This window comes from Marinococcus sp. LNHM3E3-2.2, from assembly GCF_056034385.1.
Genome location: NZ_JBQLIC010000002.1, coordinates 237986 through 260513, shown reverse-complemented (window position 1 = coordinate 260513; position 22528 = coordinate 237986). Strand labels below are relative to the sequence as shown.

The 22528-nt window shown below is 49.9% G+C and carries 22 protein-coding genes; 10 read left to right on the top strand and 12 right to left on the bottom strand.

Going from position 1 to position 22528, the window contains the following annotated elements; genetic code table 11:
- Positions 1 to 79 precede the first annotated feature (79 nt).
- The 3 genes from ACTRXF_RS03865 to ACTRXF_RS03855 are packed head-to-tail and all read right to left on the bottom strand — an operon-like array spanning position 80 to position 2050.
- Positions 80 to 385, bottom strand: coding sequence for a PTS lactose/cellobiose transporter subunit IIA (locus ACTRXF_RS03865; RefSeq protein WP_079474600.1), 306 nt, complete (start codon positions 383 to 385; stop codon positions 80 to 82).
- 21 nt (positions 386 to 406) lie between these two features.
- Entirely contained in the window at positions 407 to 1726 is a 1320-nt protein-coding gene (gene celB / locus ACTRXF_RS03860; protein ID WP_474261358.1) for a PTS cellobiose transporter subunit IIC, read from the bottom strand.
- Between the two features lie 12 nt (positions 1727 to 1738).
- Entirely contained in the window at positions 1739 to 2050 is a 312-nt protein-coding gene (locus ACTRXF_RS03855; protein WP_322525480.1) for a PTS sugar transporter subunit IIB, read from the bottom strand.
- Positions 2051 to 2280: 230 nt separating this feature from the next.
- Here ACTRXF_RS03855 and ACTRXF_RS03850 point away from each other — a divergent pair, with 230 nt between their 5' ends.
- The 6 genes from ACTRXF_RS03850 to ACTRXF_RS03825 all read left to right on the top strand — a co-directional run bounded on the left by ACTRXF_RS03850 (position 2281) and on the right by ACTRXF_RS03825 (position 9696).
- Complete coding sequence (locus ACTRXF_RS03850) at positions 2281 to 4212, top strand: BglG family transcription antiterminator (RefSeq protein WP_474277877.1); 1932 nt, start codon at positions 2281 to 2283, stop codon at positions 4210 to 4212.
- A 164-nt stretch (positions 4213 to 4376) separates the two neighbouring features.
- Positions 4377 to 4937, top strand: a complete 561-nt coding sequence (locus tag ACTRXF_RS03845) for a copper resistance CopC family protein (RefSeq protein WP_474277875.1) — start codon at positions 4377 to 4379, stop codon at positions 4935 to 4937.
- Positions 4934 to 6025: a copper resistance D family protein gene (locus tag ACTRXF_RS03840; protein ID WP_474277873.1), complete on the top strand. Its 1092-nt coding sequence runs from the start codon at positions 4934 to 4936 to the stop codon at positions 6023 to 6025. Before ACTRXF_RS03845 ends, ACTRXF_RS03840 begins: the two co-directional genes overlap by 4 nt.
- 104 nt (positions 6026 to 6129) lie before the next feature.
- Complete coding sequence (locus ACTRXF_RS03835) at positions 6130 to 6759, top strand: ABC transporter ATP-binding protein (RefSeq protein ID WP_474277871.1); 630 nt, start codon at positions 6130 to 6132, stop codon at positions 6757 to 6759.
- A gap of 4 nt (positions 6760 to 6763) precedes the next feature.
- A complete protein-coding gene (locus tag ACTRXF_RS03830) occupies positions 6764 to 7552 on the top strand; it encodes an ABC transporter permease (RefSeq protein ID WP_474277869.1) in 789 nt (262 codons plus the stop codon).
- Between the two features lie 137 nt (positions 7553 to 7689).
- Complete coding sequence (locus ACTRXF_RS03825) at positions 7690 to 9696, top strand: methyl-accepting chemotaxis protein (protein WP_474277867.1); 2007 nt, start codon at positions 7690 to 7692, stop codon at positions 9694 to 9696.
- A gap of 42 nt (positions 9697 to 9738) precedes the next feature.
- Here ACTRXF_RS03825 and ACTRXF_RS03820 read toward each other — a convergent pair whose 3' ends face one another.
- From ACTRXF_RS03820 to ACTRXF_RS03800, 5 genes are all read right to left on the bottom strand, one after another.
- Positions 9739 to 10536, bottom strand: a complete 798-nt coding sequence (locus ACTRXF_RS03820) for a sulfite exporter TauE/SafE family protein (protein ID WP_474277865.1) — start codon at positions 10534 to 10536, stop codon at positions 9739 to 9741.
- Between the two features lie 99 nt (positions 10537 to 10635).
- On the bottom strand, positions 10636 to 11205 hold the full coding sequence (locus ACTRXF_RS03815; protein ID WP_322525474.1) for a DJ-1/PfpI family protein: 570 nt from the start codon (positions 11203 to 11205) through the stop codon (positions 10636 to 10638).
- Positions 11206 to 11294: 89 nt separating this feature from the next.
- The gene (locus tag ACTRXF_RS03810) at positions 11295 to 12296 is read right to left on the bottom strand and encodes a LacI family DNA-binding transcriptional regulator (protein WP_474277863.1); all 1002 of its coding nucleotides are present in this window, start codon (positions 12294 to 12296) and stop codon (positions 11295 to 11297) included.
- A 15-nt stretch (positions 12297 to 12311) separates the two neighbouring features.
- Positions 12312 to 13820, bottom strand: a complete 1509-nt coding sequence (locus ACTRXF_RS03805) for a UDP-glucose--hexose-1-phosphate uridylyltransferase (protein ID WP_474277861.1) — start codon at positions 13818 to 13820, stop codon at positions 12312 to 12314.
- Between the two features lie 17 nt (positions 13821 to 13837).
- Positions 13838 to 15016, bottom strand: a complete 1179-nt coding sequence (locus tag ACTRXF_RS03800; RefSeq protein WP_474277859.1) for a galactokinase — start codon at positions 15014 to 15016, stop codon at positions 13838 to 13840.
- A gap of 144 nt (positions 15017 to 15160) precedes the next feature.
- Between ACTRXF_RS03800 and ACTRXF_RS03795 the strand changes: the two genes are divergently transcribed.
- Both ACTRXF_RS03795 and ACTRXF_RS03790 read left to right on the top strand, forming a co-directional pair.
- The gene (locus ACTRXF_RS03795; protein WP_474277857.1) at positions 15161 to 16198 is read left to right on the top strand and encodes a potassium channel family protein; all 1038 of its coding nucleotides are present in this window, start codon (positions 15161 to 15163) and stop codon (positions 16196 to 16198) included.
- Positions 16199 to 16296: 98 nt separating this feature from the next.
- Positions 16297 to 17262: a Gfo/Idh/MocA family protein gene (locus ACTRXF_RS03790; RefSeq protein WP_474277855.1), complete on the top strand. Its 966-nt coding sequence runs from the start codon at positions 16297 to 16299 to the stop codon at positions 17260 to 17262.
- Between the two features lie 62 nt (positions 17263 to 17324).
- Here the strand turns inward: ACTRXF_RS03790 and yidA are convergent, their stop codons facing one another.
- Together yidA and ACTRXF_RS03780 are read right to left on the bottom strand one after the other, a co-directional pair.
- Positions 17325 to 18140, bottom strand: coding sequence for a sugar-phosphatase (gene yidA / locus ACTRXF_RS03785; protein ID WP_474277853.1), 816 nt, complete (start codon positions 18138 to 18140; stop codon positions 17325 to 17327).
- Positions 18141 to 18158: 18 nt separating this feature from the next.
- Positions 18159 to 18470, bottom strand: a complete 312-nt coding sequence (locus ACTRXF_RS03780; RefSeq protein ID WP_474277851.1) for a hypothetical protein — start codon at positions 18468 to 18470, stop codon at positions 18159 to 18161.
- A gap of 191 nt (positions 18471 to 18661) precedes the next feature.
- On the opposite strand from ACTRXF_RS03780, the gene ACTRXF_RS03775 reads away from it, so the two are divergent.
- Together ACTRXF_RS03775 and ACTRXF_RS03770 are read left to right on the top strand one after the other, a co-directional pair.
- Positions 18662 to 19681, top strand: a complete 1020-nt coding sequence (locus ACTRXF_RS03775; protein ID WP_474277849.1) for a zinc-dependent alcohol dehydrogenase family protein — start codon at positions 18662 to 18664, stop codon at positions 19679 to 19681.
- A 78-nt stretch (positions 19682 to 19759) separates the two neighbouring features.
- Positions 19760 to 20989, top strand: coding sequence for an NADH:flavin oxidoreductase/NADH oxidase family protein (locus tag ACTRXF_RS03770; RefSeq protein ID WP_474261341.1), 1230 nt, complete (start codon positions 19760 to 19762; stop codon positions 20987 to 20989).
- Between the two features lie 3 nt (positions 20990 to 20992).
- On the opposite strand, the gene ACTRXF_RS03765 is transcribed toward ACTRXF_RS03770, so the two are convergent.
- Both ACTRXF_RS03765 and ACTRXF_RS03760 read right to left on the bottom strand, forming a co-directional pair.
- Positions 20993 to 21784, bottom strand: coding sequence for an SDR family oxidoreductase (locus ACTRXF_RS03765; RefSeq protein WP_474277847.1), 792 nt, complete (start codon positions 21782 to 21784; stop codon positions 20993 to 20995).
- 35 nt (positions 21785 to 21819) lie between these two features.
- Positions 21820 to 22518, bottom strand: a complete 699-nt coding sequence (locus ACTRXF_RS03760; protein ID WP_474277845.1) for a TVP38/TMEM64 family protein — start codon at positions 22516 to 22518, stop codon at positions 21820 to 21822.
- Positions 22519 to 22528 lie beyond the last annotated feature (10 nt).

Below are 22528 nucleotides of genomic sequence, written 5' to 3'. Positions count from 1 at the left end.
AATGGTTGGGCCTGAATATGTTTTATAATAAGCAGGAACCCGGCCCTCTTTTTCTTTTTGCCAGGCTCCTTTTTCATAGTTAACGAGTGCGGTACACTTCCACGATCTCCTCCGCCAGATCTCTGACCGTCATGGAGGTCATCAAATGATCCTGCGAATGAATCAGCATGACATTAACGGAAAAATCTTCGCCGCTTGCTTCTTTCGTGAGCAGGTTAGTCTGATAGGAATGTGCTTTTCCAAGTTCTTCCCCTGCTTCCTTAATCAGTTCTTCTGCACGGTCGAAATTTCCCGCCTTCGCTTCCTGGATCGCTTCCATGGCGTTTGCTTTGCCGTTGCCGGCGTATAATATAATCTGAAACGCCGTTTCTGTTAACGCTTCCATATTCTCCACTCCTATCCTGATTTAACCGCTTTTTTGCTTGTTGTCTGCATTTGTCATTTCTTTTTCTGCCTCTACTTCGTTCCGGAAATACTGACGGTCCAGAATACGCAGGAACGGGAACCAGATGATAAACACCACAGCCAGGTTAAACAGCTGCAGGACTGCCCCCTGCCAGGCGTTCCCAGTAGCCAGAAATCCGCTTAAGAAAATCGGGGTGGTCCACGGAACGATAATTCCTGCCGGCTTTGGCACGAGACCGATCGACATCGTTACATATGTGATGACTGCGATCACGACCGGAGCCACCAGCCACGGAATTAATACCAGTGGGTTCATAATGATCGGCAGACCGAAAATAATCGGTTCGTTAACGTTAAAGAATCCTGGAGGCCCACCGACTTTACCGAGCTGTTTTGCCTGTTTGCTGCGTGCGAGCATGAACAGCCAGAGCACAATCGCAAGGGTCATGCCGGAGCCGCCCATTCCTACAATAAATGTATCAATAAATTGCTTTGTTACAACGTTTGGAAGCTCTTCTCCAGCCTGGAATGCGCTCAGGTTCTGCTCGTTCAGCGCGTACCAGATCGGGTCGAACACGGAGTTAACCAGAATCTGTCCGTGCAGGCCGAAAAACCAGAATACCTGAATCATAAGAACAGCTATGATCGTAGCCGGCAGCCCGCTGCCAAGCGCGGTTAACGGTTCCTGTAACACGGTGTAAATAAAGTTCTGGGCAGACTCAAACGGGGTAAGACTGAACAAAATACGGATAGCGAGAAATACTGATAAGGTCAATGACACTGGGATTAAGGCGCTGAACGATCTGGAGACAGCCTCCGGAACTCCGGCCGGCATTTTGATCGTCAGGTTTTTCTGTACAAAGTAGCGGTACAGCTCGGCTGCGAGAAACGCGGTCAGTATACCGACGAACATGCCTTCCGCCCCGAGAGTGGAAGTAGGTATAACTCCCTCAACGTCTTCGAAGGTCTGCGGTGTTAATATGATAAAACCAGCCAGAGCAACAACCCCGCCGTAGAGTGCTTCCACGCCGTAAGAGGCTGTTAATTTATACCCTATACCAATGATAACAAAAAGTCCCATAATACTTAGCGTGGATGCCGAAGCCGGACCAAGCGCTGCCTGATAGGCTGCATAGGCGTCTTCCCCGATCAACTGGTCAAGAAAAGGAAAATTGGCGAGAACAACTAAAATGGAGCCAAAAATGATTAACGGCAGGGCAATCAAAAACCCGTCGCGCAAGGCCGTCAGATGACGGTTGTTATTTAACTTTTCTGCGATTGGCATTAGAATGTTTTCCAATACCTCCATAAAACGATTCATGTGTCTCCCCCCCTATTTTTGCTCGTTTAACAGCTTCATGGCGTGATCAAGTACAGCTTTTCCGTCTACCCGTCCGTAAGCGACAGAATCAATAATATCAAGCGGAATCCCCTGTTCATCGGCAACCTTACCAAATTTTTTCTTCATAAAACGCATCTGCGGGCCGATCAAAAGGACATCCGCCTTTTTGATTTCTTCCGGTGCTTTGTCCTGGGCTGCTGCCCATATTTCTGCCTGGACCCCCTGCTCTTCGGCTGCTTCTTTCATTTTTGAAACAAGAAGACTTGTCGACATTCCGGCGGAGCATGCTAATAAAATATTCATTGATATTCCTCCAATTAAAATAAAATGATGTGCGGTTGATATATTCAATATAATAAAATAGCGCTTTCACAGATAGAGAATGTTCTTCCGTTAGGAAGCGGAAATGATTTGCACTTCCTTCCTGTTTCTTTTGTGCTACTTTTATAGTATCCCTAATTGCGCACTGCAGGCCATGAAATTTTTCTGCAGCGCTTACATACATGTTTACCTTTTAAGGGGGTTAAAGAGACATGACTACAAGGAGCAACAGCATTTTAAGAGAATTGGTTGCAAGCGGCGTCCCTGTGACCGGCAGCTACCTCGCATCTCTGCAACAGGTGTCGAGCCGGACCGTCCGGGAGGACATCAAAGGGCTTCAGACAACGCTTCAGTCGCACGGAGCAGAAATTGAAGCCATTAAAGGAAGGGGTTACCAGCTGAAGATCATCGACAATGATAAGTTCCGTGCATATGTAAAGGAGTACCTGCAGCCGGCATCCCCTGATTCACAGGCTCTCCCCAATCTGCCCGAAGAACGGGTCGCGTATCTAATTCAGCGGCTGCTTCTTGCCAGTTCCTTTATCAAGCTGGATGAGCTTGCCGATGAGATGTTTGTAAGCCGTTCCACGGTACAGAATGACCTGAAAAAGGTGAGGGAGATTTTAAAGGAGTATAATATTGCTCTCGAACGGACAGCCAATGACGGCCTGCATCTTCAGGGAAGCGAGATGCGTATGCGCTTTTGCATCGCTGAATATATTTTCGACCGGCAGAACGAGCAGCCGCGCCACGATCAGTCGCTGCCTTTTCTTCACCTTTCCGAAGAAGAACGAAAAAGCATCTGGAGCATTATTTTAGAGCAGATTAAAATGCAGCACATTTCTTTATCCGATATTGCCCTGCACAATTTATTCAACCATATTCTTATTGCCTACCAGCGCATCCAGGACGAGCATTACGTATCGATGTATCACGCAGAATTTGATGAACTGACGCAAAAGCGTGAATATCAGGTAGCCAAAAACATTGTTGAAGAAATCAACCAGACCTGGCAGGTGTCCTTCCCGGCAGAAGAGATTGCCTATATTACGCTTCACCTGCTCGGCACCCGCCTGTTTGACAACGAAGAAGGCACTGCTGAGGCGGTTAAAAACTCCTTAGATACCGATACGTATGACATGGTCGCTTTTCTGCTCTCTCATATTGACAACGAGCTGCATCTGAAGCTCCAGCACGATCAGGAGCTTATCATCGCCCTTGCGCTTCATCTGCAGCCCGCCATCAGCCGGTTCCGTTACAATATGAACGTTCGTAACCCGATGCTTGCCGATATTAAGGCCAACTACCCGCTCGCCTTTGAAGCCGGGGTAATCGCCGGTATCGCTCTCGAAGAGCATTACGATATTCGCATTGATGAAAATGAAATTGGGTATCTGGCTCTCCATATCGGTGCTGCTCTTGAGCGCAGTAAAATGGAAACGACGCCTGCCCGCTGCCTGATCGTCTGCGCCTCCGGACGCGGAAGCGCCCAGCTGCTCTACTACCGGCTCCAGTCAAAATTCGGAAAACGCCTCCACATCATGGGGACGACAGAATACTACCGCCTGCGGGAGATGAATTTTGACCACATAGACGTGATCATCAGTTCCGTCCCTATTTATGATGAGCTTCCTGTACCAGTCCTGCAGGTAAATACAATTCTCGGCGAAACCGACCTGCGTACGATTGAAAGCTTTATTTCCCAGGAGCCTGCCGTCCGCACGTATTTACGGGACTCGCTGGTCTTTTTACACCAGCCTCTTTCTGACTCAAAGCAAGTGCTCGAATTTTTCGAGCGGGAGCTTTCCTCCCGGCGCTTAATTGATGATGGTTTTCTCGATTCTGTCCTCGAACGGGAGCATGTGGCCTCAACTGCCTTCGGCAACCTTGTCGCCATTCCTCATCCGGTCACGCCAAAGACCGAGGAGACCTTCTTGGCCTTCTGCACGCTTGATAAACCTGTCCGCTGGGGTGAGCGGCCTGTGCAGCTTGTCTGCCTGTTAAATGTTAAAAAAGACAGCACCGAAGACCTTCAGGAGATGTATGAGCTGCTCGGCCGGGTGATTGAACAGCCGAAATTAATTCAAAGGCTGTTAAAAGCAGAAACTTCTGAAGGGTTTCTCCAGCTCCTCGCCTCCTCATGAGTCGATCTGGCAGAGAAAATAATCTTTTTCTGCCTTTTTCCTTCTTCAAAAACGATTTTCGTAAATTATTCACATCCTCTCCTCCTTTCTGAACGTATTCTTTGTTATAAAGGAAGAAGAAGTTTATAATCACGTTCTCGTTCATATAAAAGGAGGAAAAACCTATGCGCCGTTTAATCGCCTGCTTAGCTGCAGGCTTCCTGCTTTCGCCCACAGTGGCTGAAGCACATACACACCTCGAAAGCTCCGACCCTGAAGACGGAGCCACGGTAGAGGCACCGGAAGACATCACGTTTTATTTTGACGGCCCTATCGAAGACTACAACGGGGTCACGGTCAAAGATGCCGAAGGAAACGACGTGGAGACCGCCGACGTTTCCATCGAACCAGAGGACCAATTGAATGTAACCATGGAAGAGCCGCTTGACGCAGGAGAATATGAAGCCTCTTTTGATATTGTCAGTGAAGACGGCCACATTATGGAGGACAGCTCTTCGTTCACTGTAGAAGAAGCATCCGAAGAAGAGGCGGCTGCCTCCGGTGACAACTCCTCTTCTGAAAACAACGCGGAAGGAGCGGAAGAAAACGCCGAAGGCGAAACCGAAAGCGCCATTAATGAAGAAGAAGCCGGCTCCGGATTCGGCATAACCATCGGCCTCATCGGCCTCGGTCTCGTCGCCGCCATCGTTGCACTGTTTCTCTTCCGCCTGAAACGCCGGACATGATTCTTGCAGCAGGCAACGCTCTGCAGTATTTGTTTTTCGCTGTACTCGCCGGTACGCTTTTACTTCAGCTTATTCCTTCTACGCACCGGCCGGCTCTTTCTATTCCGTTTTTCGTTCCGGCAGCAGCTGCAGCCCTGCTGCCTCTCGTTTCCTTCGTCCCCATCGCCCAGCTCACCCGCACGGTAGCTGCGGGCAGGGACATGCCTTTTTTCGGAGCCCTCGAGCGCATATTGTTCCAGTACGAAGTAGGCCAGAGCTGGGTAGTACTGTTTGTGCTGAGCTTTTTTCTGCTCGGGATATTTATTCTTTTCTTCCATTCCACCGGCATGCCTCGTGCTGCTGCTGTGGTCGGACTCGTTCTTATTATGGGAATGATTGGCGCTCTGGGAGCATCCGGACACGCTGCCAACGCAATCCCGCTCATCGGCGGAACGCTTCACTTTTTCCATCTGCTTGCCGTGAGTCTGTGGATCGGCACGCTTTTGATGGTCAGCTGGTTTGCCGTTTCCTATAAACAGTGGGCTTCTTTTCTGGAATGGTTCACGCTGATCGCTGTCATGTGTGTCATTATTATCGCCTTTACTGGCGTAATCATGGGACAGCTTTTGACAGACCCTTTTATCGGTTCGTGGGCTCTTCCATACGGCGAAGCGCTCATATGGAAGCATTTGTTTTATATTGTTATTCTCATTTTTGCTCTTTTTAACGGCATATTTATCCGCAAACGTCTGCAGCAGGTCAAGGATTACAATCCGCGGCAGTGGCTTCGGGCAGAAAGCCTGACCGCCATGCTCATCTTTGTGATTACAGCTTTTATGACCGAGCAGGAGCCGGGCGGCAGTCTGCATTATGAAAACCCGGCCTTTTTGTTTCACGTGCTCTACCCTGCTTCTATAACGGACAATCCTTTTTTTCAGCTGCAGCTGCATCCCATCACCATTTTAAGCGTGCTGTTATCCATTGGATTTTTATACCTGATGGTGCAGAGCTTTCATCGCGGACGCTCGCCTTTCAGCGTTTTCGTTCTCGGCTGTATGTTCGTGCTGAGTGCATATACCGGTCTCGTATATATTCTGGATTTTGCCTGAACAGTCATGCTGTCCAAGTGCTCATGGAATGTTCATGGGTGCTTTTTTATTTGCACACCGATTATTTCCGGGTAATAATTAATGTTAATGAAAGGAGCTGTTTTATGTTTCAATTGAACGACGTAAAATACAAAAATATTATTAACACAAAAAAGCTGACCATACCGACAGATACCATCACTGCCGTTACTGGTCCGAGCGGCTCCGGAAAATCAACTCTTCTGCGTCTTCTTAATTATTTGATCACCCCGGAACGCGGCACCGTTTCCTATCAGGGGAAGGCGTTCTCCGACTGGGAGCCCATAGAACTGCGCAGGCAGGTGATGATGCTTCCCCAGCAGCCGGTGCTGTTTGGAGAAACGGTTGCTGAAAACCTTCAGGCCGGAATACTGTTCAGCGACAGGGAAGAAGCTTCTGAGGAAGAGCTTACCGCAGCAGCACAGCAGTGCATGCTTGATAAAAAACTTAGTGACCCTGCCGAAAATCTGTCCGGCGGAGAACAGCAGCGTCTCTCTCTTGCCCGCCTGCTTCTTGCCGGTCCCGATGTTTACTTACTGGACGAGCCGACGTCAGCGCTCGATGAAGATATGGAATGGAACGTTATGGAGCGATTCCTGGCTGAGGCACGCCGTTCTGCCAAAGGAATTATTTTTATCAGCCATGCGACGGCGATGGCCGATCACTTTGCCGACCACATTATTCAGTCAGATTCATTTGCCCGGGGAGAGGAGTGACACTATGACAGAAAACACCTCTATTATCGAGCTGTCGTTCTGGCAGATCCTTGCCGCCTACGTGTTTATCGTTCTTCTTCTCGCCATTGTGCGCTGGCGGAAAATCCCACGGGAAAAAGAAATACTCATTTCTTCGCTCCGCATGACGTTTCAGCTGCTGTTAATGGGCTACGTGCTTATGTTTTTATTTGAAAATCCGAGCCCCTGGCTTACGTCGCTGATTGTCCTTTTGATGCTCGGCTTTGCGATCTGGAATATCTTTCAGCGCGTCCGCAGCCCCTTAACCCGGGAAATGAAGCGGGCAATTGCTGTATCTATGAGCATCGGCACCATCCTGAGCCTGCTGTATTTCAACTTCGTAGTCATTCAATTTGCTCCGTGGTTTAACCCCCGCTATTTCATTCCAATTGCAGGCATGATTATCGGCAATTCCATGACTGGTATTACCCTTGGGGTCCAGACGCTGACAGAGTACCTGCACAGCCAGCGCTCGCGGGTGGAAGCAGCACTTATGCTCGGCGCAACACCAAACCAGGCCACCCGTAAAATTGTAAATCAATCCTTTGACGCGGCCATTCTCCCAACGATTAATAATATGGTCGGCGCGGGAATCGTGTTTTTGCCCGGAATGATGACCGGACAGATTATTTCCGGCGTCAACCCCGTGACAGCGATCGGCTACCAGATCGCTATCCTTCTTGGTATTACCGGGGCTGTCGCTCTTAGCGTTATTTTATTTACCCAGTTCGGCTACAAGACGTATTTTAACGACCGTATGCAGCTGAAGGAGTAATAGAGCGGCTGCTTCAGCTGTACGCCGGAGGCATATATTCCTTCAGGCTGTTTTTTCGAAAGGCTTCACTTTTTTTCCATTTACCCGATATGAAGTAAGAGAAGGTATTTGTTTACATATTGGGGGAGTGGATGAACGTGAAGGAAAAGTTATTACAGCCGAATCTTCGAAAAAAATTACTCATATGGTTTTTAGTGATTGGCCTGCTTCCGGCTGCGGCTGTCGCTTTTTTTGTCTTTCAGGAAAGCAGCAGTGTCGTAGTGGCTGAAGAAGAAGAAAAACTGACCATGACTTCTGAAGTCGCAGCAGAGGAGATGGACCGCTGGCTCGTCAAACGGCTTGATGAAATTGTACTCGCTGCAGGAACGCAGGATATGAGCAGCGGTGATACCGATACCCGCCTCAGCCTGATGAATCAGATCATTGACCGCGATGAAACGTTTGAAACGGTCGTATTTACCGGTAAAAGTGGAATCGTAGAGGCGCATACTACTGAAGAAAACATAGGGGAGCTCGATCTCGGCGACAGGGACTACTTTAAGAATGGGATGAACGGGGAGACTACGATCTCCGACGTCCTTAACTCCAATGCCACCGGAAACCGCATTGTGGTTGTGGCTTCACCGGTAACCGCCTCTAATGGGGAGATTGCCGGCGTCATGTCTGCCTCTGTTAATTTTGATGCTTTAATGGAGCGTTATACAGGCAGCGAAAAGGAAAACAGCGCTATGCCTATTCTCGTGGATAATCAAAACGTCATTCAGCTTCATCCGCAGGAAGACCTTATCGGCCAGCCGGTCGGCCAGGCTGATATCAGCGGTGAATGGCAGTCGCTGCTTGCCCAGGATCAGGAGGAAGCATCCTCCACGACAATAGAAAACGGCAATGAACAATTACTCGTATCCGCTGCCCCGGTTCAGGAAGCAGGCTATAAAATTTTCTTTCTGACGCCAATGGAGGAGATCCTCGCAGCCACAAACGCCCTCAAGTGGACAGTGCTTACGATTATCGGCGTGGCAGCTCTGCTCATTATTGGTGCTGCCGTTCTGATCGCCGGCCGTATTACAAAGCCGATCCGTTTAATTACCGATCGGGTGAAGCAGGTAGCCGATGATGATTTAACCGGTGATGATATTGAGCTGAACCAGCGGGATGAAATCGGCCAGCTTGCCATGCATTTTAACCGCATGAGCACCAGGCTGAAGGAGCTGATTGGACAGTTTGATATGAGCTCCCGTCTTCTTCAGGACTCATCAGAACAGCTTTTGTCAAATTCCAGCAAATCCAGCCAGGCCATTACCGAAGTCAATGCCTCCCTGCAGCAGGTAGCCTCAGGCTCGGAGCAGCAGTCTGTAAGTATTAAAGAAAGCGCCGGGGCCATGGAGGAAGTCTCCAAAGGTGTCCAGGAGGTAGCGGGCAGCACGACCTCCATTTCCGAACATGCGGCTTCGACGACAGAAAAAGCGAACGGCGGCCTCGTTACGGTGAGCGACGCCCTGGAAAAAATGCGCTCCATTCATGCCTCTGTCGAACGTTCCAATGAAGTAAACCAGACGCTGAGTGCCCGCTCCCGGGAAATTGAAAACATTTTAAATGTCATCACTGCCATTTCAGAGCAGACTAACCTGCTTGCCTTAAACGCTGCTATTGAAGCAGCCAGGGCCGGAGAGCACGGCAAAGGGTTTGCCGTCGTCGCCGAAGAGGTACGAAAGCTCGCCGAGCAGTCCCGGGACTCTTCCTCCCAGATTGCTTCGATTATTTCAACGATTCAAACGGAAATCCAGGATTCCGCCGTCTCCATGGAGCAGGTCACCGGCGAGGTTCAGGATGGTCTGCAGATGACCGAGCAGGCAAAGGCGGCTTTTCAGGAAATTTCGGATTATACGAACGAAGTCAGCGTGCGCCTTGAAAGTGTGGCAGCCACTTCGGAGCAAATGGCGGCAAGCTCTCAGGAAATAACCGCTTCCTTTGACGAAATCTCGGCAATTTCTGAACACAATGCCGGTACCTCCCAAAGCGTGGCCTCAGCCTCGGAAACGCAGCTTCAGGCGGTAGAAGAGATCGACGCTCTCGCGGAAGCACTGAATATGATGTCCAAAGAATTAAATACCATCGTTTCCCATTTCCAAACGGAAAACGACTAAACGCTAAAAAGATCCCGGCTCGATGCGAGCGGGGATCTTTTTTTATGAGCTTCCGAAAATCAGCCTTAACGAAACAAAGATGAGACTGATGGCCAGCACGCGCAGAATAATAGCCCCCGGCAGCTTTGCCGCAAGCGCAGAACCAATCTGGCCGCCGACTACAGCCCCAATCGCCAGCCAGAGCACACTCTCCCACTGCACGTGGCCGAACCAGGCATGCGCCGCCGTTCCTACTGCCGCCGAAAGCACCATCAAAAACATCGAGGTCGCCGTCGCAATATGGGGCGGAAAAGCTAGAAGCATCACCATGGTAGGCACCATAACAGAGCCTCCCCCGACACCAAACGACGTTGAAATAACGCCGACAGCCAGCGCAATCGACAGACCAATCCATCGATTGTATGAGTATTCATATGTATGTCCGGTAAGGTCTGTAAACGTCCGGCTTGTCGTCGGCCTGCCGGCGCTCCGCTGTTTGTTTTTCGGACGGAACAGCAAAAACAGGGCCATACAGAACAAAAAGATGCCAAACGCAGTATAAAACGTATCTGTATCAAAAAACTGGGTCAGCCACGCGCCAAAGACTGCGCCCGGCATCATGGCAAGCGCAAAATAGACACCGCTTTTATAATCAATCCTTTTTTGCTTCGAATACGTCCAAGTGCTTGAAATGGCAGTAAACAAAAGAACTGCCATCGAGGTGCCGGCAATATCCGAGGCCGGCATCGGAAAGAACAGTGCAAGTATCGGTACAATAATAAACGCTCCGCCGAGTCCGACCAGCGAGCCGCAGGCAGCGGCAAATATGCCTGTGAGCAGCAGTAAAACAGCTTCCATCATTTCCTTGTCCTCTTTTCTTCTATGTAATTCAGCTCCATTTTAGCATGAATAGCCATTAAAAAAAGCCGGCTTATCCAGCCGGCCCGCCCGAGCCCCGTCCTACGTTGTTACCGGGGCATCATTTACCTGTTTCACAAACTCCCGCATAATGGCAGGCAGATCCGGCCATGCGTGTCCGGAAACCAGGTTTTTATCCACATAATCCATTTCATTGATATACTCTGCGCCCATGCTTTCCACTTCCGGCTTGCACGCCTGGTAAGCGGTCAATTTTCTTCCTTTTGCCACCTCTGCGATTGGTGTCAGCACAAGGCTTCCATGGCACATAATCGCAATTGGCTTATCCTTTTCAAAGAAATGCTTCACAATTTCGAGCAGGTCCTTGTTCATCCGGATGTGCTCCGGTGCTCTTCCTCCCGGGATGATCAGCGCATCGTAATCAGAGACGTTTACATCTTCAAAAGCGATATTCGCTTCGATGCCGTACCCCGGTTTTTCCGTATACGTTTCCCAGTCTTCAAAGTCGTGAATTACCGTATGCAGCTTTTTGACACTGGCAGCTGCCAGATCCACATGAAAACCTTCCTCCATGCACCGAAAATAAGGGTAATACACCTCCAGCGCTTCCACGGCATCACCGGCCACGATCAATACTCTTTTCGCACTCATCGTACACGCTCCTTTTCTGATTGATGGAAAGCTTACTTTTATTTTATACCCCTTTTGATGTAATAGAAATATGTTTTCTGCATAAAAGTTTAAGCACGGCCGCAGCTTTCTCTTTTCTGCAGCTCGGTGGCTACAAGCACCGTTTTGGGAACCGTTCTTCGTCCATCGAGCCTTTCAAGCAGAAGATCCACCGCCGTCTCCCCCATCACCTCTGTGTAAACCTTCACGGACGTAAGCGGCGGATAAACAAATTTAGCGACACTGACATCATTGACACTGGCCACACTGATGTCTTCCGGCACTCTGATCTGCGCTTCATGAAGCGCGCGCAGGCATCCTACTGCCATCGTGTCATTAGCCACAAACAGAGCTGTCGGTCTCGTTTCTGCGGCCTCAGCGGCCAGTTCGTTTTTTGTTAAATCATAGCCATCCTGAACCGTAAAGCGGCCCGTTCGTATCCAGGGCACCGTATGGCGGTCTTTTTCAGTCATCAGCCGGCGGAAGGTCTCTTCCCGCGGATCCGGAATCGTTGCGGTTTCTGACGGGTAGGACTCCCGCCCGCCCAGATAGCCGATACGCTTGTGCCCCAGCTCCTGAAGATAAGAAAGAACTTTTTCCGTTACACGCTGAAAATCGGCAATAACGGCGTCAAACGTCTCTTCGTCAGGAGCAGAATCCACAAAGACGAGCTGCGTGCTCACATGCTGCAGACGTGCCGCCTGCTCCGGGCTGAATTTGCCAACAGCGATGACCGGTTCACTTTCAGCCGTTTCCTGCTCCAAAAATTCTTCAAGCAGCAGGCGCCGTGCCCGAATGCCCAGCTCATCGCAGCGCTTTTCAATGCCCAGGCGGATCGACAGGTAATACAGGTCTTCAAGCTCTTCCTGTTCGGTGTACCAGTAAACGATAGTAAGGGCCTGAACGGCCTGTTTGCGTTTTGCGTGCTTTGTATAGTTCAGCGCTTCGGCGGTCTGGAAAATACGCTGCTTCGTGCTTTCCGCTACTGACAGTGTGTCATCATAGTTCAACACCCGGGAGACCGTGGCTATCGATACGCCGGCTTCTTTTGCGATATCCTTTATCGTTGCCATGTCATCAGCTTCCTTTTATTTTTCTTTGAGCTTTAAGGGGAGCGTGTACAAAAACTGGAGGAATCCGCGGCGTCCAAAAGCATCCTGCTTGAAAACGCCGGCATGGTGCAGCACCTCCATAAATTTTTCACCTACGGCCTGTTCTACTCCCAGCCGTACTTCAGCTTCCGGTTGGCCCTGCAGCTTATCACGCAGCTCTTCAGCCCACGTTTCGTGCTGTTCGGGCACACGCTCTCCAAGCCCGGCGGCAAATTCAGTGATCTGATCGAGTTCACCGAGGAGTCTGGCCGGGAGAACAGCCAGTCCCATAACTTCAATCAGTCCGATGTTTTCTTTTTTAATATGATGCACTTCCTCGTGGGGATGGAACAGGCCGTACGGATGCTGCTCTGTCTTCCGGTTGTTGCGCAGCACTATATCCATTTCCCAGACCGTACCGTTTTTCCGTGCAATCGGTGTTACTGTATTGTGCGGTTCTCCGTTGGAGTAGGCTTCTATCTCAAGCTCCGCGTCAGTATAGTCCTGCCATGTTTTCCGGACAGCCTCCGCAGCCTCAACCACGCTTTTCTGCTCCTCTGAGCGCAGCCGCAGCACACTCATCGGCCAGTGAACAATTTCCACGGTTAAATCCGGATATTTCGTTGATTCAAAAACGGTTTCCGGCTCTGCTTTTTCCAAAGCAAAGGTATACCTTCCGCCCTGGTAGTGATCGTGGGATAAAATCGAGCCGCCCACTACTGGAAGGTCTGCGTTTGAACCCATAAAATAATGCGGAAACTGCTCAACAAACCCAAGAAGCCTGGTAAATGTTTCCCGGTTGATTTTCATATCCCGGTGATATTCGCTGAGAAGAATGGAATGCTCCGGGTAATAAATATACGGGGAATACTGAAGGTACCATGTTTCCCCTTCAAGCTCTGTCCGGACTAACCGGTGGTTCGACCGGGCCGGATGGCCGAGCCGTCCCGGATATCCTTCATTTTCTTTACACAGAACGCACTTCGGGTACGACACCGGCGCACTTTTCTGCTTTTCCGCTTCAATATCACGCGGATCTTTTTCCGGTTTGGAGAGATTGATCGTAATATCGACCGTCCCATAGGAAGATGCATACGGGAAATGAACGTTTTTGGCTACCCGGTCCATCTGAATGTAGTTGGAGAACCGGCTCAGCCAGTAAAAATAATCGGTGGCCTCGACCGGGTCCCGGCGGTGCTTTTCTTCAAAGGTCCGCTGGACGTCAGAAGGCCGGGGAAGGAAAATATTCATGATGTCTGCTTTGGCCTGTTCCCGCCTGTCGAGCAAATCCTCCACGATCCCTGCCTCCACCATGTAGGAGGTGAGCTGCCCGAGCAGTTCCTCAAACGGCTTTGGCCCGCCAGCTGCATTTTCATCAATCGCTTCGAGGTGAAGCTCCCGCAGCAGTTGATTGCGTGCATACACCTTATCCTCTGCATGAATTAATTTATTTTCCTCTGCCCAGTCGACGAGCGACATGACAGCTGAATCCACCTGTATAGCCATAAAACCTCTCCTTTCGCTTACTTTTGTCCGGCACGTGCCAGCTCCCGTGCTCCCCCGCCGGCAGTAGCTTTGTAGAACGAAGGTTTGAAGCCTATCTCTTTTTCATAGGCTTCTGCAATACTTTTCTCTGCCTCTTCGGCCTGGCTATGTTCCACAAAAGCGATCGCGCATCCGCCAAACCCTGCTCCGGTCATCCGGGCACCAATCACGCCGGGCTGCTTCTGGGCGGCTTCAGCCAGCGCGTCGAGTTCGGGACCGGTCACCTCATAATCCTCCTTTAACGAGCGGTGTGACTCATTAAGCAGCCGGCCAAATGCTTCATAATTTTCCGCCTTCAGCATTGCTGCTGCCTGCTTCGTGCGGTCGTGCTCATGAATAACGTGCCGGGCTCTTTTTCGGACTGTTTCATTTTTTACCTCCCGGCTGAGCTGATTCCAATCCTCTACCGTTAACTCACAAAGGCTCGTAATGTCCCGGTGCTGCTGCATTTCTGCCAGTGCTTCTTCACATTCCGCCCGCCGCTCATTATAGGCTGATCCTGCAAGCTCCCGGGACTTGTTCGTGTTCATAATCAAAATAGTATATTTATCTGTCGGAAGCGGAGCGTATTCATATTCAAGCGTTCCACAGTCAAGCAGCATGGCATGTCCTTCTTTGCCAAATCCGATCGCAAACTGATCCATAATACCGGTCTGAACGCCGATATACTCGTTTTCCACCTGCTGGGCGTACTGCACAAGGGTTTTAACGGGAAGTCCCCAGCCCTCCCACTCATTCAGCAGTACGGCTGTAACCAGCTCAATTGACGCCGACGATGATAGGCCGGCCCCGTTTGGAATATTACCGGAAAAATAAATATCATAGCCGGTTTCGACTTGATAGCCTTCCGCTGCCAGAATGGCAAACATCCCTTTCGGATAATTCGCCCAGCCGTGTTCCTCCTGAAACGAAAGCTCGTCCAATGAGAGCGTTACCATTCCGTCGTTTAAAAAATTGCCGCTCACCAGCCGCAGCTTTCGGTCACTACGGCCGGCCGCTGCTGCATATGTGCCGTTTGTAATCGCACACGGGAACACATATCCCCCGTTATAATCTGTATGTTCACCAATGACATTAATACGGCCAGGAGCAAAAAACAGCCGTTCCGCCAGACGGGAAAACTGTTGTTCAAATTCTTTCAATACCGATGCATCCATGAAATAGCCTCCTTCATTCTTTTTATCAGTATAGCGGAAAGCTAAGTCGAAATAAATATTTTACTAAAATTTTTACTTTAAAATTTTAGATTTTCACAGCCTGAATAGGGGTAATGGTAATTTAGCAGAGAGGAGGCGGCCCGGGTGTTTTTTAATAAATTGTTTGAACGTCTGGTTAATGTAAATACAGCGGTTATTTTTATGATTACTGCCCTCGTGATTGGGGGAAGTTCCTTTGCTATCTATTACATAGAGCCTGAAGAATTCGGCAGCCCGTTCAACGGCTTCTGGTGGGTCATGACTTCTGTCACTACTGTCGGCTTTGGTGATTACGTTCCGCAGACAGTGCCCGGAAAGCTGTACGGAATTTTTCTGTACATGATCGGCATTGGTCTGATCTCTATCGTGATCAGTAAAATTATTGATTTTATATATGTATACAACCGCAGAAAGGAGCGGGGAAAATTGGATTACAACGGCAAAAATCATATCGTCATTGCGGACTGGAGCAAGCACGCGAAAATCGCGATTCAGGAAATTTTAAACACGGAAAAAAATATTGAGATCGTACTTATCGATCAGTACGAAGAAACACCGTATCACCATGACCGCCTGTTTTACGTCCGCGGCAATCCGGCCGAAAAAGAAGTACTCGAGCAGGCAAATATCAGTGAAGCCCGGGCGGTATTTATTTTCCCCAATGAAATCACCATCAGCGGAGAATATATTCATGATCCTTCCTATATCGACGGCAAATCATTATTAATTGCCACCAATATCCAGCGTCACTTTAAAGGTATTTATACCATCGTAGAGGTTAAGGAGCGAAATAATATTCACAACTTCACCCATGTGGACGTGGATGAATTTATCGTCAGCTCAGAAATGATCTCCCAGCTGGCCGTCCGTTCGGCTTTCAGCCGGGGCACCTCAAGGATCGTGTCACAGCTTTTGTCAAAGAAGCACGGAGAGGATTTGTATGAAATACCTAAACGCCCCTCGTGGGGAACATACCGGGAAGCCTACATGGATCTGCTCGAAGAAGGTGCCACGCTCGTTTCAGACCACGATGATTTAAATATCAATCATAAGCTCGACGAACGTATTCCGGAGGACGCCCAGCTTTTCGTTATCTGCCACGAAGATACGTACCATAAAATTAGCGGAAAACAGACAAAATAAATTATTCTGCACTGTTTAACTGGAAATTATCTCCTTATCATCCTTCGGCTGCGTTATAATAGCCGGGTAAAATAACTAAACGAAAAGGTGTGACGCATATGAGCTTTAACTGGGGCATCATTGGCACCGGCAATATTGCCGGAAAATTTGCCGAAGCATTGAACGAGGAACACGGCAGCATTCATTCCGTCTGCTCCCGCACCATGGATAAAGCCAAAGGCTTTGCAGATGATTTTAACATTGGACATCCGTTTGATTCGCTGGAGACATTCATAGAAGACGAAGCGCTTGATATCGTCTATATCGCCACTCCCCACACGAATCATTACGAGATTGCCAGGCAGTGCCTTGAAAACGGGAAGCATGTGTTTTGCGAGAAGGCCATTACTGTTAACAAGCAGCAGCTCGATGAACTGGCGGCACTTGCTTCAGACTGGGACCTGGTGCTGCTTGAAGCGATGACGCTGTATTATCATCCGCTTCACCGTAAGCTGCAGCAAAAAATCGCAGACGGGGTAATCGGCAGCGTGCGCTCTATTAACGTCACGTTTGGTACTATTAAAGAGTACGACACCACCAACCGCTTCTTTAACCCGGACCTTGCCGGGGGCGCAATGCTTGATATCGGCGTTTACGCCCTATCTTTTGCCCGTTTTTTCCTGCAGGAGCAGCCGCAGGAGGTAACTACCATTGGAGAAATGGCTGGAAGCGGCGTCGATGACCAGTCAGGCATCGTTTTAAAAAACAGCCGGGGCCAGATGGCCACAGTCCAGCTTTCCTTCAGCTCCAGGCTTCCTAAGAGAGGGATTATTGCCGGCGATAAAGGCTCAATTACTGTCGACAACTTTCCGCGGGCCGACGAGGCAGTCATCGAGTATACAAGCGGAGAAAGCGAGCGCGTTACTCAGGGCGAGACGTCAAAAGCCCTGCATTATGAAATCCGGGAAATGGAACGGTCCGTCTCCAGCCGGGACTATGCCTCTATTCTGCAGTACTCCTCTGATGTGATGGCACTTATGGACGAATCCCGGCGGCAGTGGAATTTCCGCTATCCATTCGAATAATCCCGATTTCCCGGGAAATACAAGTAAAGCCTTTATTCCGCGCGGAATAAAGGCTTTTTTACTTAACGGGACTCCAGCAGCACATTGTTAATGGCCTCTGCCACCCCATTTTCATTGTTTGTCAGTGTAATAATATCAGCTGCTGCCTTGATTTCCGGAATGGCATTTCCCATCGCCACCCCGCACCCTGCTGCCTCTATCATAGATAAATCGTTGCCGTTATCTCCGATACACATTACCTCCTCCCGGGCGATGCCGAGCCGGGCCGCCAGATCCATCACTGCGTTGCCCTTACTTGCTTTTGGATGGAGAAATTCCAAAAAATGTGGTGTGCTGCGCATGATTTCATTTCTCGCTTTAATTTTCTCCGGCAGTAAAAGCTCTGTTTGGTCAATGTCATCTTTCTCGCCGACAAACATCACCTTCGGCAGTGCCACAGATGGTCCGACCTCTTCAAGCATGCGCACGCGTAAAGGTATATTATTTAAGTAAGCGTCAAGCACCGTGTATTTATCAATATCCTTTTGCGGCGTGTAAATATGCTTTTCACTAAAGTACTGCATAGCTATGGGCAGCTCCCGGCTCAGATGCTCAAGCTCCATAACGTCTTCATACAGCATATCGAGCTGACTGACGACCCGGCTTGCGAATGTCTCCTGGACAAGCGCGCCGTTAAATACAGCAATATAGTCCCCCTCTTCCCGAAGTGACAGCTGATCGACATAACGCTGGACACCCGGGAGCGGCCGTCCGGTACACAGGACGATTTTGATGCCGGCTGCTTTCGCTTTCCGGACCGCCTGAATCACCTCCGGCGTCAGTTCATGCTGATCATTCAGCATAGTCCCATCCATATCTACGGCTATTAGTTTGTACATACTAATCCTCCTGCGTATTTAAATATGTCCTGCCGGTCCCCACAGGAAATGCTCCTCCATATAGGCGAGCAGTTCTTTTTTCCGGTGCTGAAGAGCTCTGCATACCTGCTGGCCTACCGGCACCTGCAGCACCTTTTTTCCACACTGGCCGCATATATCCTTTTCAGTAAACGTATGAAGGACATTTAACGGAAATAGCGGCTTTCCATCGGCTATTAAAAACTGAAAGCGCTGGCCGTGGATCGAAAATAAAACAGTATACCCCTGGAACTCTGCTGCCTTGTGTACAATCACATTTTCTACTTCGGTCATAGCTGTGTTTTTCCGCACCCCGGACCTCCTTTTTTATAGGGGACTGACTTCTTCTTTATTAAACGTAATAATATCTCTGTTTTTCACAGAAAAATATCCGGTCATGCTTTTAGTATAACTTTTTGCTGAAAATCACGCCCGCCTCTTTTAAAAAATCATTCCCCGGGGAATGAACAGTAAGGAGTCCAAACATCCAAGGAGGCTATACAATGGCATCAGCACAAAACCGGGCTTTTCGTCTTCGGGAGTCGAGAAGCATAGAAAATCTGGAGATGACAGAAGAATCCATGCCGCAGGTGCAGCGGGGAGAAGTGCTTATCCGGGTGAAAGCTACTTCCTTAAACTACCGCGACCTCGCGATGATCGAAGGAAACTATCCGGGCGAGCTGCGGGATAATCTCGTACAGCTGTCGGACGGGGCCGGTGAAATTGTCGAAGCAGGCGAAGACGTTCGCCGCTTCCGCGTTGGAGATCGGGTAGCCGGTAATTTCACACGGGAATGGTTCGGAGGAAAGCGTCCTTCCTATATGGAGCCGTATGGCACACACAGTGACGGCTGGCTGACGGATTATAAAGTCATCAATCCGGAAGAGCTTGTGCGTCTGCCTGATCATCTTACGTACGAGCAGGGAGCCACGCTTCCATGCGCGGCCGTCACTGCCTGGAACGCCCTTCACGGACCGTCTCCAACCGGTCCCGGAGATACCGTTCTGACGCTTGGCACCGGTGGCGTTTCCGTCTTCGCCGTTCAGCTGGCGAAAATCCTCGGCCTGCGCGTTATCTCCACCACCTCGAGCAGCTGGAAAGAGGAAAAGCTCGAGGAACTCGGCTCTAACAACATCATCAACTACAACGATACCCCGGACTGGGGAAAACGTGCGAAAGAGCTTTCCAACGGCGGCGTCAATCGGGTCGTCGAAGTGGTTGGTCCCGCTTCATTCCATCAGTCCATTGAAGCAGTCGCCCCCGGCGAGGAACTCTCTTTAATCGGCGTGCTCACAAGAACCGGGGAGAAAATTGATTACTTCGACCTGTTCGGAAAAGCTTCCACAAGAACGATCGGTGTCGGCAGCCGGGACATGTTTGAATCCATGAACCGTGCAATCGCTGCCCATCAGCTGACACCGGTCATTGATACGGTCTATCCATTTGAACAGGCCCAGGAGGCCTACCGCCATATGAAGAGCCAAAACTTTTTCGGCAAAATTGTTATTTCCCACGAGCAGTAATAAAACAAGCGGAGCGCATCTGTGACGCGCTCCGCTTAATTTTTCCCAACCCATTCGAATAGTAAGGAGAGGATCTCGTTGACAGACGTTACCGCCGCTTCCCCGTTTACATTACATAATAAAAATGTGACATTTAAAAACCGGTTCGTTAAATCAGCCATGAGCGAAGGCCTCGCTACAAGAGCCCACCTGCCGGATGCTGACATCTTCCGGCTGTACCACACATGGGCTAAAGGAGGGGCAGGCTTACTGATTACCGGGAACGTGATGATAAATCAGCAGGCGCTTGGGGAGCCGGGAAACGTCGTGCTTGAGAGCGAAAAGCAGCTTGGCCTGTTCCGCGCCTGGGCCCGTGCCGGCACGCATAATGATACCCATTTATGGATGCAGATTAATCACCCGGGCAAACAGGTACCAAAAGGCGTGGCCCGTGAAGCCGTCGCCCCTTCGGCTGTACCGTTTGACTCAGGGATTCAGCGCTTCTTTCCCGACGCCCGGGCTCTAACGCATCCAGAAATAAAAACAATCATCCGGCAGTTTTCCCATACCGCCTCCCTGGCCAAACATGCCGGCTTTACCGGCGTTCAGATTCACGCCGCCCATGGCTACTTGATCAGCCAGTTTCTCTCGCCCCGTCATAATCAGCGGACCGACGAATGGGGCGGTTCGATTAACAACCGTTTCCGCTTTTTACGCGAAATTTTTAACGCTGTTCGTGAGGCTACTGGACCAGAATTTCCTGTTGGAGTAAAAATTAACAGTGCGGATTTTATGAAAGCCGGCTTCTCGGAGGAAGAATCCCGGTATGTAATTAAAGAGCTCGAACGCCTTGGAGTGGATATGATTGAAATCTCCGGAGGCACTTACGAACGTCCGGAGTTATTCGGAAAAAATGCTTCTGCCTCTACGCTTCGGCGTGAAGCTTATTTCCTCGAATATGCCGAAAGCCTGAAGCAGACCACAGAGGTGCCGGTAATCTTAACCGGAGGCTTCCGCACCCGTCCCGCGATGGACAACGCGCTCCAGTCAGGTGCAGCCGATTTCATCGGCCTGGCAAGACCAATGGCTGCGTGCCCGGACTATCCGGCCAGGCTTCTTTCAAAAGCTCCGGTCCCACGGATTGTTCCTGTCAAAACCGGTCTTCCGTTTATTGATAACCTCGGGATTATGGAGCTTGCCTGGTATAACCAGCAGCTCGCCCGGCTTAGTAAAGGCCGGAAAACCGCCCCTGGTTTCCCACCCATTCTTTCTTTAGGACTTCTTCTGATGAAAAATGGCTTAAATGTTATCCGGCAGCGCAGAGTATAAGCTTTACAGCGCCTTTATCAGCCCGCCGTCCACGAGCAGTGTCTGGCCGGTCACATAGGTGTTGGCAAAGGATCCGTAAAAAACGACCTGCGCAGCAAACTCTGCCGGCTGCCCGTATCGACCGAGCGGAATGCCTGCTTCCGAGTCCCTGCGCACCTCCTCCGCGCCTTTATTCATCTGTCCGGCTTTTTTTTTATCAATCTCTGCCACCCGGTCTGTAGCTATTTTTCCAGGACCCAGGGAATTAATGAGAATGCCGTGCGGAGCGAGCTCCTGGGAGAGACTTTTGGCCAGACCCATCAGGCCGGCCCGGAATGTATTCGATAAAATTAAATTGTCCAGCGTCTGTTTCATCGAAGAAGACGTAATATTGACAATCCGTCCGCCTCCGCTCTGCTTCATTGAAGGCAGCACTGCGCGTATTGCGCGTACAAAGCTCATCAGGTTTAAATCAAACGCCTGCTGCCAGTCATCGTCATCAAAATCATCAAACGTGCCGGCAGGAGGACCGCCGGCGTTATTAACGAGCACATCGACCGGACCGAATGCTTCCACAGTGTATTCCACAAGCGCTTTTATCTCCGCCTCTTTCGTAATGTCGCACACATAGTAACCCACCCGGCCGTGGCCGCTTAGAGACAGAAGCTCTTTTTCTGCTCCTCTCAGACTTTCCTCCGAGCGGCCAGTAATCATGACGTCGGCGCCTTCTTTTGCGAATGCGGCAGCCGATGCTTTTCCAAGGCCCCGGCTTGATGCCAGTACGAGCACCGTTTTTCCTGCAAGCTGCAGATCCATATTTTTCTCTCCTTTTTACTGCCTCCGGGCTGCATTCATACCGGCGGCTGCATCTGTTTAGTTTCTTCTTTTAGCTCTTCGGTGTTAAATTCGTCCTCTACCCTTCGTTTAAGCACATAGCCGAGCACAGCTATCACTACCGCAAGGATTCCCAGGATAATCATTTTCATCGGCTCAAAGGAAAGAATACTCGAACCAAAAAAGCCGAGCAGTACAGCTCTCGGTATAGTACCTATCAGAGTGGCGCCCAGATACTGCCGCCATTCTACATCCAGGCGGGCGCTGAGGGAGGTTAATAAATCATAATGAAGCACCGGGATGAGCCGGAGCATTAATAAAAATTTGAAGCCGTGTTCCTCGAGCTCTTCCTTGATTTTATCGAGCTCCTCCATATTTTTATCGTCTAAGTTTAAATCTCCCGCCTTGCGTCTTTTCGTAAAAAAAGATACGGAGGCACCCAGAACGGCCCCAAGAAAAATAAGGAGGGCGCCCAGCCAGTGCCCAAACAAAAACCCGGAAGCTATGGCGAACACGGGGAGAGGAATCAGCAGGTACGGCCGGATCGCAAATAAAAGCAGCAGAACGACCGGTCCTAAAAATCCAATGCTTTCCATCCACCCTTTCACATCTTCAGGATCGAGATGCAGATAAAAGCGTGAAAGCAGCAAAATCAAAATAGCGGCACTCACCGTAATTGTCAGCCGCAGAGCGTAGTGTTTTAATTTTGTTTTCATGGCGCTTTCC

Excerpts from the sequence above, each read along its gene's own strand:
- ACTRXF_RS03840 (WP_474277873.1), top strand. The coding sequence starts at position 4,934 with ATGATTCTTGCAGCAGGCAACGCTCTGCAGTATTTGTTTTTCGCTGTA.
- ACTRXF_RS03790 (WP_474277855.1), top strand. The coding sequence starts at position 16,297 with ATGAGCTTTAACTGGGGCATCATTGGCACCGGCAATATTGCCGGAAAA.
- ACTRXF_RS03865 (WP_079474600.1), bottom strand. The coding sequence starts at position 385 with ATGGAAGCGTTAACAGAAACGGCGTTTCAGATTATATTATACGCCGGC.
- ACTRXF_RS03805 (WP_474277861.1), bottom strand. The coding sequence starts at position 13,820 with ATGGCTATACAGGTGGATTCAGCTGTCATGTCGCTCGTCGACTGGGCA.
- ACTRXF_RS03850 (WP_474277877.1), top strand. The coding sequence starts at position 2,281 with ATGACTACAAGGAGCAACAGCATTTTAAGAGAATTGGTTGCAAGCGGC.
- ACTRXF_RS03775 (WP_474277849.1), top strand. The coding sequence starts at position 18,662 with ATGGCATCAGCACAAAACCGGGCTTTTCGTCTTCGGGAGTCGAGAAGC.
- yidA (WP_474277853.1), bottom strand. The coding sequence starts at position 18,140 with ATGTACAAACTAATAGCCGTAGATATGGATGGGACTATGCTGAATGAT.
- ACTRXF_RS03815 (WP_322525474.1), bottom strand. The coding sequence starts at position 11,205 with ATGAGTGCGAAAAGAGTATTGATCGTGGCCGGTGATGCCGTGGAAGCG.
- ACTRXF_RS03835 (WP_474277871.1), top strand. The coding sequence starts at position 6,130 with ATGTTTCAATTGAACGACGTAAAATACAAAAATATTATTAACACAAAA.
- ACTRXF_RS03800 (WP_474277859.1), bottom strand. The coding sequence starts at position 15,016 with ATGGATGCATCGGTATTGAAAGAATTTGAACAACAGTTTTCCCGTCTG.
- celB (WP_474261358.1), bottom strand. The coding sequence starts at position 1,726 with ATGAATCGTTTTATGGAGGTATTGGAAAACATTCTAATGCCAATCGCA.
- ACTRXF_RS03820 (WP_474277865.1), bottom strand. The coding sequence starts at position 10,536 with ATGATGGAAGCTGTTTTACTGCTGCTCACAGGCATATTTGCCGCTGCC.
- ACTRXF_RS03855 (WP_322525480.1), bottom strand. The coding sequence starts at position 2,050 with ATGAATATTTTATTAGCATGCTCCGCCGGAATGTCGACAAGTCTTCTT.
- ACTRXF_RS03810 (WP_474277863.1), bottom strand. The coding sequence starts at position 12,296 with ATGGCAACGATAAAGGATATCGCAAAAGAAGCCGGCGTATCGATAGCC.
- ACTRXF_RS03765 (WP_474277847.1), bottom strand. The coding sequence starts at position 21,784 with ATGGATCTGCAGCTTGCAGGAAAAACGGTGCTCGTACTGGCATCAAGC.
- ACTRXF_RS03760 (WP_474277845.1), bottom strand. The coding sequence starts at position 22,518 with ATGAAAACAAAATTAAAACACTACGCTCTGCGGCTGACAATTACGGTG.
- ACTRXF_RS03845 (WP_474277875.1), top strand. The coding sequence starts at position 4,377 with ATGCGCCGTTTAATCGCCTGCTTAGCTGCAGGCTTCCTGCTTTCGCCC.
- ACTRXF_RS03830 (WP_474277869.1), top strand. The coding sequence starts at position 6,764 with ATGACAGAAAACACCTCTATTATCGAGCTGTCGTTCTGGCAGATCCTT.